The sequence below is a fragment of the Cytobacillus sp. QJM3NY_8 genome, assembly GCF_056173585.1.
Window position 1 is genome coordinate 163,849 of record NZ_CM149681.1, and the last position, 8,652, is coordinate 172,500.

The following is an 8,652-nucleotide window of genomic DNA, read 5'->3' on the forward strand; positions in this document are numbered from 1 at the left end:
ATGTTGAGTAAAGAAAAGCAGATAAAAAGAGTTGTTATTAAGATCGGAAGCAGCTCACTAACAAGCATGCATGGGGAGATCAGCCGCAGAAAGCTTGAAAAATTTGCAGAGCAAATTGTCGAGCTGAAGGATGCTGGCTATGAAACAGCTGTCGTGTCATCAGGTGCTGTAGCTGCAGGCTACCGGAAGCTCGGCTGCCTTAACCGTCCTTCTTCCCTTCCGGAAAAACAGGCTGCTGCTTCAATTGGCCAGGGCTTATTAATGGAATCTTACTCAGAACTCTTTTTATCTCACGGGTATGTCGCTTCACAAATCTTAATTACCAGAAGCGATTTCTCCGATGAAAAGCGTTATGGCAACATGCATAACACCATGAATGTGCTGCTGGAGCGCGGAATCATCCCGATTATAAATGAAAATGACACGGTTACAGTCGACCGTTTGCGATTCGGGGACAATGATACCCTGGCGGCAAAAGTGGCAGGTCTGATCGATGCTGATTTATTGATTATTTTATCAGACGTTGACGGCCTCTATGACTGCAACCCCAATGACAATCCTGGTGCAAGTCTTCTGGAGAGGGTTCACAGCATTACACCTGAAATTGAAGCTGCTGCAGGAGGATCTGGAAGTGCTGTAGGAACAGGCGGCATGAAGTCAAAAATCCAGGCAGTGAAAATTGCCATGGCTGCGGGAATTGATTCTTTTTTAGGAAAAGCAGGTACGGAAAATATCTTAATGGAAGCTGTGGAAGGCAGGGCGAAAGGAACCTACTTCAAGCCGGAACCGGATGCATTCAATCTGGATAACCAGAAACAGTGGATTGCATTTCACTCAGGCCCTGAAGGCAAGGTGACCATCAGCTCTCATGGGATAGAGGCGATTGTGGATCATCAGGAAAACCTTTATCTCTCTGATATTCAGGAAGTAAAAGGGCGATTTAAAAATGGCGCAGTTGTCCGCATTCTGGATGAAGAGGGAAAAGAAATCGGCCTCGGCCGCATTAATTATTCAAACGAACAGTTAAATGACCATACAGCAGATGAAGAGCTGGAACCGGCCATTGCTCAAGAAACGTTTGTATGTTCCCGCGACTTTAAGCTGCCGGCACTTGTTTAAACTAATAGGAGGGATTCAATGACTACTGCATCAGCAGTAAAGACAAATAATGTAGAAGAACAGGCGAAAAAAGCCAGGAAGGCTGCCAAAACATTAAGTATTTTAACAACGGAAGAAAAGAACGAAGCACTCCATACAGTTGCAGATGATTTGGAGACTGGATATGAATCAATTCTTGCAGCCAATATGGCCGATTTAAAAAACGGCAAGGAAAATGGATTTGAAGAGGCATATATGGACCGGCTGTCATTGACTAAAGAGCGGGTTTTTGAATTTGCAGCTGGCCTTCGCCAGGTAGCTGAACTTCCCGATCCGGTTGGAGACGTCATGTCTGGATGGACTTTGGATAATGGGCTGAAGGTTGAAGAGGTCCGGGTTCCGCTGGGTGTCATCGGCATGATTTATGAAGCAAGACCCAATGTAACAGCAGATGCAGCAGGTCTGGCTTTAAAGTCAGGAAATGCCATTGTCCTAAAAGGCGGATCATCAGCCCTTAATTCGAATCAGGCTATAGTGGAGATCATTCATGGTGCTCTTGAAAAAACGAAAATACCTAAAGAGGCTGTTCAATTTATTGCCACAGCAGACAGAGAAGCGGCAATGCAGCTGTTTACAATGAAAGAGCATATTGATGTCTTAATTCCAAGAGGCGGCGCATCCCTTATTAAGGCAGTGGTTGAGAATGCAACAGTGCCTGTTCTTGAAACAGGGGTGGGAAACTGCCATATCTATGTAGATAAGGAAGCGAATCCTGAAAAAGCAATCAATATCCTGGTTAATGCCAAAACAGACCGTCCGGCTGTCTGCAACGCAGCAGAAACGCTGATTGTACATGAAGCATGGCTTAACCAGCATAAAGATTTGCTTGCAGAAGCTCTGAAAAAGCACGGTATAACAGTACATGGAGATAAGGCTGCGGCAAAAGCTTTGCCTAATGTTGTGCCAGCGGGCGAGAGCGATTGGGCAAATGAATATTTAAGCCTGGATTTGGCGGTAAAAACCGTTGATAGCCTTGAACAGGCCATTGATCATATTGACCGATATGGAACAAAGCATTCTGAGGCGATCATTACGGAAAATGGTGAAACAGCCAAAAGATTCATGCAGCTGACAGATGCTGCAGCATTGTACCATAATGCCTCGACCAGATTCACGGATGGAGGGGCTCTTGGCTTCGGTGCTGAAATCGGCATATCCACACAGAAGCTCCATGCGAGAGGCCCAATGGGACTGCCGGCATTAACAACCCGAAAATATCTCATGTCCGGAAATGGACAGATCCGATAAAAAGCGTATTTAAAAGCATCAGCTCCGGCTGGTGCTTTGCGTAAAAAATAAGAATTTATTCCTGTATTAGATACTTGTCTGACTATAGGAAGAGGCGATTTTAATAGGGGTTCCTTTAAGCGGGCTCCTTTCGCTTTTCTGATAAAAAATTGGCAGCCGATTCGCGGTTGCTTTTTGCATTTCTCTCCCTCTGCAGATAAAGACTATCCTCAAGGGGTGAGAAAGCAGTGACTGTCATAACAACGTTTAAAGAGAAAAAAAGAGAAAAGCAGATCAAATATGAAAAATCCGTCCTTCGGGAAATTTCGATAAAAGCTTTAAAAGAGAAGGTACAGCAATTTTTTGGTTCTTCCAGATTTGTCTCCGGTCTGATGATGAATGCCGGAATTGAGGAGGCATGCTTTGATGTTGCGATTGAAGCCTATTTGCTGGGGGCCAACTACAGCCGTTTTGGGCTCTATGGCGAATCGCTGGATCAGGTCCGCCATAGATGTGAAAAAGAGTATAAGCATTTAGTGGACACACTATATAACTTTTTCCTTTATTGGGGTCATGGTTCGGAAGCGGTAATGAGCGAATCCCTTTATTATATGTGTGAGCAATATGTAAGCAGCTGGTGGTCGGAAGGATTCAATAAAGGGGAGAGAAGGCATAAATTGCGTCTCCACTGAAAAGTACAATGTAAAAAGGGGTGTCCTGATCAAAGTTCTAGATCTCCATCTTGTCCCATATATTGAAATGAGGATAAGCAGGGGGGACTGATTGGGACATATGAAGAAAAAATTAAAAATAGGCGGGTTTGCGATCGGGCTTATCGTCCTTTTTCTAATTTTGCAATATGACTTTACGGATGATGATTCCTGGGAATCGTGGAATCTTCCTTTAACAGGAAAGATTATCTTGCTTGATCCCGGCCATGGCGGTCCGGATGGCGGGGCAGGCGATGAAGGTGCACTCGAGAAGGATATCGCATTGGATGTATCATTAAAAGTAAGGGATTACCTTCAGGAGCAGGGAGCGCTTGTGCTGATGACGAGGGAGGAAGACAGAGACCTTGCACCAGAGGGAACCAGGGGTTACAGCCGGAGGAAAGTAGAAGACCTGAAGAAACGGCTTGAAATGATCAATACTTCTAATTCTGATTTTTATGTCAGCATTCATTTAAATTCAATTCCTTCCCCCAGATGGAGCGGAGCGCAGACATTCTATGCACCGGCGATTAAGGAAAATGCCAAAGCGGCAAAGTTCATACAGGACGAACTCCGCCGCAACCTGGAGAATACCAAGCGGAATTCGAAGCCTTTAAACAATGTTTTTATTTTAAAATACGCCAAAAAGCCAGGTGTCCTAGTAGAAGTTGGGTTCTTATCAAATCCGGGGGAACGGGCCAATCTGAAAACTGATGAATATCAGGATAAAATTGCTGCCTCCATTTACAATGGAATCATGCGCTACTATACCAATGAAAAAGAACTGACCGAAACATGGGAATGAAAAGGCGCTTAAAAAGTGCCTTTTCTTTTTAGATGCAGGGAAATAGTGAATGTATCCCTGGTGTGATAGAATTAACAGTATAGAATATTCAATATGTTATACTAAATTGGAAACGAATTCAGAAGGCGGGTGCAATGTATGTTAACTGAACAGAAAGTCAAAGAAGCTTTAAACGGCTTAAAGGAACCATTTATACATAGAACATTGGGCGAACTTAACGCCATTGAAGAAATTAAAATCAAGGAAGAAAAGAACCATGTCAGCGTCAAGATTCAAATTGCCAAGACAGGTACAGCTGAACAGCTTCAGCTTCAGACTCAAATCGTCAATCTTCTAAAAGAGGCAGGAGCGGAAACCGTTGGCATACGCTTCAGCGAGCTTCCGGATGAAGTGCTTTCACAATATAGAGAGGCAGCGGCTGAAGAAGACAAAGGCCTGCTTTCTTCTGGAAATAAAACTGAGTTTATTGCGATTGCCAGCGGAAAAGGCGGAGTCGGCAAATCCACCGTATCTGTAAACCTGGCAGTATCCCTGGCCCGTTTAGGAAAAAAGGTCGGTCTGATCGATGCCGATATTTATGGATTCAGCGTACCGGATATGATGGGCATTACAAAGCGCCCCGTAGTCAGAGGAGAAAGGATTCTGCCGGTTGAGCGCTTTGGAGTAAAGGTGATTTCAATGGGATTCTTTGTAGAAGATAATGCACCAATTATCTGGAGAGGCCCAATGCTTGGCAAAATGCTGAACAGCTTCTTCAATGAAGTAGAATGGGGCGAATTGGATTACCTTCTTCTTGATTTGCCGCCGGGAACAGGAGATGTGGCCCTGGATGTGCACACAATGCTCCCTTCCTGCAAGGAAATCGTTGTGACAACTCCGCATCCTACAGCTGCGTTTGTCGCTGCGAGGGCGGGTGCTATGGCACTTCGTACTGAGCATGAAATCCTGGGTGTTATTGAGAACATGGCCTATTTCGAGAGCCAATTGACTGGTGAAAGAGAGCACGTATTTGGTCAAGGCGGCGGTGAAAAGCTTGCTGAGGAACTGCGGACAGAAGTGCTGGGCCAGCTGCCTCTTCAGCAGCCTGATTGGAATGAAGAAGACTTCGCACCGTCCATTTATGATGAAGAACATAAGCTCGGACAGATTTATACAGATATCGCCCGCAAAGTTATCCAATCAATTGAAAGCAAGTAATGAAAGAAACCTCTTCCGAATTGGAAGAGGTTTTCTTTTTAAAGGTGGAGTTATGCTCCGCCTCCCTGGCCGCCACCGCCGCCGCCTTGGTCTGCACCCTGGCCGCCGCCTTCACCGCCGCTTTCTTCACCGCCTTGCTGACCGCTTTTCGTTTCCTCTGCTGCTTTCAGAAGGATGTCCTGAATTTTTGCTTTAAAAAGCGGGCTTTCAAATGTCTCGGTCATTACTTTCTGTATATGCTCCCGATATTCCTTGCTTTTAAGGACATCCGTAACTTCTTTTTCGAGTTCGGGATCTTTAAGTACTTCTATCATCATTCCCCGATATTCAGGGTCTTTCATTAGATCTTTTAATAGCTGTTCATTTTCTTTCTGCATACTTTTTGCCATGCTTTCGGCAAACTTTGGATCATCAAAGGACTTCTTCCAAAACTCTGTACCTTTATCAGAGGTTAAGGTTTTTTCAATGGTATCGGCTACTACCTTTTGGTCCATGACCATCTTTTGCTGCATTTTTTCATCAGCCATCAATTCTTCGAGCGCCTTTTTTCCTTCATCGGTCTTTAATATATCTACAACCATTTTTTTAGTCTGCTCATAATCCATTTGGCCGTTGCCCGTTTCACCTTGGCCGCAGCCTGATATGAAAAACACTAGCGCTAATGGAAGGAGCAAACGGAATTTTTTTATCATGATGAAGCTCCTTTCAGAGGTGTCCTTACCTTTAGAATGAAGAAATTCAGCAAATATTATGCGCTGGAAATACAATGCCTAGATTTTTCAAACTTTGGTTGGTACAATCATAAAGAATGAATTTATTTATTATGGGGGAAAAATAAATTGACTAGCCGTAATTGGGTAAAGCTTTTTATATCAACTCTTTTAGTTGGAGGATTAACTACTGGAGTTGTCGGATTTATTGTGCGCTGGGATGAATTTGCGCCTATTTTTACTGACTTCGATTTCCTTGAGATTCTGTCGGTATTCTTCTGGCTTATAGGTGTAGGATTAATCTTCAGCATCATTAGCCAAATGGGCTTCTTTGCATATTTGACGGTACACCGCTTCGGGTTGGGGATTTTTAAAGGATTGTGGAATCCTATTCAGATTGTCCTGATTTTATTTGCTTTGTTTGACTTGGTTTACTTCCGCTATAAGGCTTTTGCGGGAGGGGGAGACAGCATGCTTCCGTATATTGGCGTAGCGGCTTTTCTTCTTATAGTCGCACTTGTGGTTGCTGCAATTAAAGCAAAGCAGACCAATCAGCATGCATTTATTCCTGCAGTATTTTTTATGGTGGTTGTAACCGCCATTGAGTGGGTGCCGGTCTTAAGGGTAAATGAGGAAAGCTGGCTATATTTAATGCTGTTCCCATTACTAGTCTGCAACACCTACCAGCTGCTTATCCTTCATAAATTAAATGAGGATTCTCAAAAACAAAGAAGCAATCTAGCTCAAAAGCCATCCAAATAATGGATGGCTTTTGTTTTAAGTATAGAATTTTGAATGTCGATAACTGTCTGGCGCAAGCATCCTGCCCTCTCGTCTTGTGCTTATCGGGGGTGGGCAAGGCGCTTCGCTTATCTATTTTATTTCACTTGTCTTCGTCTCAGCATTAGCAATCATTTCAGAAACGGAAACGAATTTGAGTCCCTTGGCTTTTACATCATTTAAAATGAGCGGAAGGGCTTTGGCTGTTTGTTTTGCAGAATCGGACGCATGCAGAAGTACAATGTCTCCTTTTTTAGCTTTTGATACATTTTCTGCAATCCTCTCTGCACCCGGATTGGTCCAATCCTTTGAATCAACACTCCAATGGACAACAGTGTAGCCCATTCTTTCAGCGACCTTTAACGTTTTCTGGTCAAAATGTCCAGTTGGGGCGCGCACAAGCTTAATGTCTTTAATATTCAGCTTTCTAAATGCTTCCTGTGCTTTTGCGAGGTCTCTTCTGATCTTGTCTTCTTCTAGCTCTGTATAATCTTCATAGCCATAGCCCAGAATCCCAATTTCGTAACCTTCTTTGACGATTCTTGAAACTAAATCCGGATGTCGTTCGGCCCAGGAACCAGCCAGAAAAAAGGTCGCCGCTTTAACATTCTCTTCTTTGAGAATATCCAGTATGGGTTCTGCTTTTACATCCCCCCATCCAATATTAAAGGTGAGGGCTAAATCCTTTTCCCCTTTGTATATCGCTTTAGGCCCGTCTTTGGCTGAAAAAGCAGGCAAATGGACAATGCTCTGCATATAGAGGAACCAAGCTGTGAAAAATGCTGCAATGACAACCAGCGAAACTTGTTTTAAAGACTTACCATTCAATACATAAAAAAAGTTCATAACAATTCACCTCGTCCGATACCTTCCTAATCCATACCTATGCTGAACTTGTCTCTTCCATGTATAAAAAATTCACTCATAATAAATCCTAAATGGAAAAATACTACAGAAAACAAATTGAATAATACAATGGAGGCAATCAAAATGATTGGAATGCTATTAAACCAAAAAGAGCTGAAAGAAATCGAGTACCTCATTAAGCGGGAAATGGACGAAATATTATTCGATTTAAAAGATGACAGGATCGACCATATTGTCAAAAGAGCTATGGAAGAACGATATAAAATCTTATTTTCTTTATTTCAGCGTATGGCAACGCCAGCAGACTGCCTTAAATACATGCGTTCAAGACAGCATCGGGAAAATAAGGGATAATAGATATTTCTTTTCTTATTAAAAAAATATAAAAAGCTGTTGACTTGTTATTGGTATCTTGGTATATTAATAAACGTCGCTGATGACGGAAAGCACCAATAAAAAACAACTTAAAAAAAGTTGTTGACGTCGATGCTGACACGTGATATATTAAGAAAGTCGCTTCTGAGCGGCGGATTGATCTTTGAAAACTGAACGAACAAAAACGTCAACGTTAATTCTTTAGTCTTTTTTGAAAAGACAATTTATGAGCTTAATCAACTCTTATATGGAGAGTTTGATCCTGGCTCAGGACGAACGCTGGCGGCGTGCCTAATACATGCAAGTCGAGCGGACAGATGGGAGCTTGCTCCCTGAAGTCAGCGGCGGACGGGTGAGTAACACGTGGGCAACCTGCCTGTAAGACTGGGATAACTCCGGGAAACCGGGGCTAATACCGGATAATTCTTTTCCTCACATGAGGGAAAGCTGAAAGATGGTTTCGGCTATCACTTACAGATGGGCCCGCGGCGCATTAGCTAGTTGGTGAGGTAACGGCTCACCAAGGCAACGATGCGTAGCCGACCTGAGAGGGTGATCGGCCACACTGGGACTGAGACACGGCCCAGACTCCTACGGGAGGCAGCAGTAGGGAATCTTCCGCAATGGACGAAAGTCTGACGGAGCAACGCCGCGTGAGTGATGAAGGTTTTCGGATCGTAAAACTCTGTTGTTAGGGAAGAACAAGTACCGGAGTAACTGCCGGTACCTTGACGGTACCTAACCAGAAAGCCACGGCTAACTACGTGCCAGCAGCCGCGGTAATACGTAGGTGGCAAGCGTTGTCCGGAATTATTGGGCGTAA

The 8,652-nt window shown here is 43.7% G+C and carries 9 protein-coding genes and 1 rRNA gene (1 of these 10 only partly in view); 8 read left to right on the top strand and 2 right to left on the bottom strand.

Features of this window, described 5'->3' with window-relative positions; all coding sequences use genetic code 11:
• From proB to AC0VZ9_RS00920, 5 genes are all read left to right on the top strand, one after another.
• Positions 1-1,119, top strand: coding sequence for a glutamate 5-kinase (proB, locus tag AC0VZ9_RS00900; protein WP_009336616.1), 1,119 nt, complete (start codon positions 1-3; stop codon positions 1,117-1,119).
• An 18-nt stretch (positions 1,120-1,137) separates the two neighbouring features.
• Positions 1,138-2,406, top strand: coding sequence for a glutamate-5-semialdehyde dehydrogenase (locus AC0VZ9_RS00905; protein WP_019382789.1), 1,269 nt, complete (start codon positions 1,138-1,140; stop codon positions 2,404-2,406).
• Positions 2,407-2,633: 227 nt separating this feature from the next.
• Positions 2,634-3,077 carry a YbaK family protein gene (locus AC0VZ9_RS00910; protein ID WP_071157943.1) on the top strand — a complete coding sequence of 148 codons (444 nt, stop codon included), beginning with the start codon at positions 2,634-2,636 and terminating at the stop codon, positions 3,075-3,077.
• Between the two features lie 100 nt (positions 3,078-3,177).
• Complete coding sequence (cwlD, locus tag AC0VZ9_RS00915) at positions 3,178-3,900, top strand: N-acetylmuramoyl-L-alanine amidase CwlD (RefSeq protein ID WP_071157975.1); 723 nt, start codon at positions 3,178-3,180, stop codon at positions 3,898-3,900.
• A gap of 138 nt (positions 3,901-4,038) precedes the next feature.
• Positions 4,039-5,097 carry an Mrp/NBP35 family ATP-binding protein gene (locus AC0VZ9_RS00920; protein WP_071157941.1) on the top strand — a complete coding sequence of 353 codons (1,059 nt, stop codon included), beginning with the start codon at positions 4,039-4,041 and terminating at the stop codon, positions 5,095-5,097.
• A 50-nt stretch (positions 5,098-5,147) separates the two neighbouring features.
• Here AC0VZ9_RS00920 and gerD read toward each other — a convergent pair whose 3' ends face one another.
• The gene (gerD, locus tag AC0VZ9_RS00925; protein ID WP_217027636.1) at positions 5,148-5,789 is read right to left on the bottom strand and encodes a spore germination lipoprotein GerD; all 642 of its coding nucleotides are present in this window, start codon (positions 5,787-5,789) and stop codon (positions 5,148-5,150) included.
• A 147-nt stretch (positions 5,790-5,936) separates the two neighbouring features.
• Between gerD and AC0VZ9_RS00930 the strand changes: the two genes are divergently transcribed.
• Positions 5,937-6,569 carry a KinB-signaling pathway activation protein gene (locus AC0VZ9_RS00930; RefSeq protein WP_019382795.1) on the top strand — a complete coding sequence of 211 codons (633 nt, stop codon included), beginning with the start codon at positions 5,937-5,939 and terminating at the stop codon, positions 6,567-6,569.
• Between the two features lie 111 nt (positions 6,570-6,680).
• On the opposite strand, the gene pdaB is transcribed toward AC0VZ9_RS00930, so the two are convergent.
• Positions 6,681-7,433 carry a polysaccharide deacetylase family sporulation protein PdaB gene (gene pdaB / locus AC0VZ9_RS00935; protein ID WP_009336623.1) on the bottom strand — a complete coding sequence of 251 codons (753 nt, stop codon included), beginning with the start codon at positions 7,431-7,433 and terminating at the stop codon, positions 6,681-6,683.
• A 144-nt stretch (positions 7,434-7,577) separates the two neighbouring features.
• Between pdaB and AC0VZ9_RS00940 the strand changes: the two genes are divergently transcribed.
• Together AC0VZ9_RS00940 and AC0VZ9_RS00945 are read left to right on the top strand one after the other, a co-directional pair.
• Positions 7,578-7,808, top strand: a complete 231-nt coding sequence (locus AC0VZ9_RS00940) for a hypothetical protein (RefSeq protein ID WP_019382796.1) — start codon at positions 7,578-7,580, stop codon at positions 7,806-7,808.
• Positions 7,809-8,073: 265 nt separating this feature from the next.
• A 16S ribosomal RNA gene (locus tag AC0VZ9_RS00945) occupies positions 8,074-8,652 on the top strand; it runs 971 nt beyond the window's last position.

What these genes read in the sequence shown, in the direction of transcription:
- proB (WP_009336616.1), top strand. Translation starts at nt 1, where the DNA reads ATGTTGAGTAAAGAAAAGCAGATAAAAAGAGTTGTTATTAAGATCGGA.
- gerD (WP_217027636.1), bottom strand. Translation starts at nt 5,789, where the DNA reads ATGATAAAAAAATTCCGTTTGCTCCTTCCATTAGCGCTAGTGTTTTTC.
- AC0VZ9_RS00905 (WP_019382789.1), top strand. Translation starts at nt 1,138, where the DNA reads ATGACTACTGCATCAGCAGTAAAGACAAATAATGTAGAAGAACAGGCG.
- AC0VZ9_RS00920 (WP_071157941.1), top strand. Translation starts at nt 4,039, where the DNA reads ATGTTAACTGAACAGAAAGTCAAAGAAGCTTTAAACGGCTTAAAGGAA.
- pdaB (WP_009336623.1), bottom strand. Translation starts at nt 7,433, where the DNA reads ATGAACTTTTTTTATGTATTGAATGGTAAGTCTTTAAAACAAGTTTCG.
- AC0VZ9_RS00940 (WP_019382796.1), top strand. Translation starts at nt 7,578, where the DNA reads ATGATTGGAATGCTATTAAACCAAAAAGAGCTGAAAGAAATCGAGTAC.
- cwlD (WP_071157975.1), top strand. Translation starts at nt 3,178, where the DNA reads ATGAAGAAAAAATTAAAAATAGGCGGGTTTGCGATCGGGCTTATCGTC.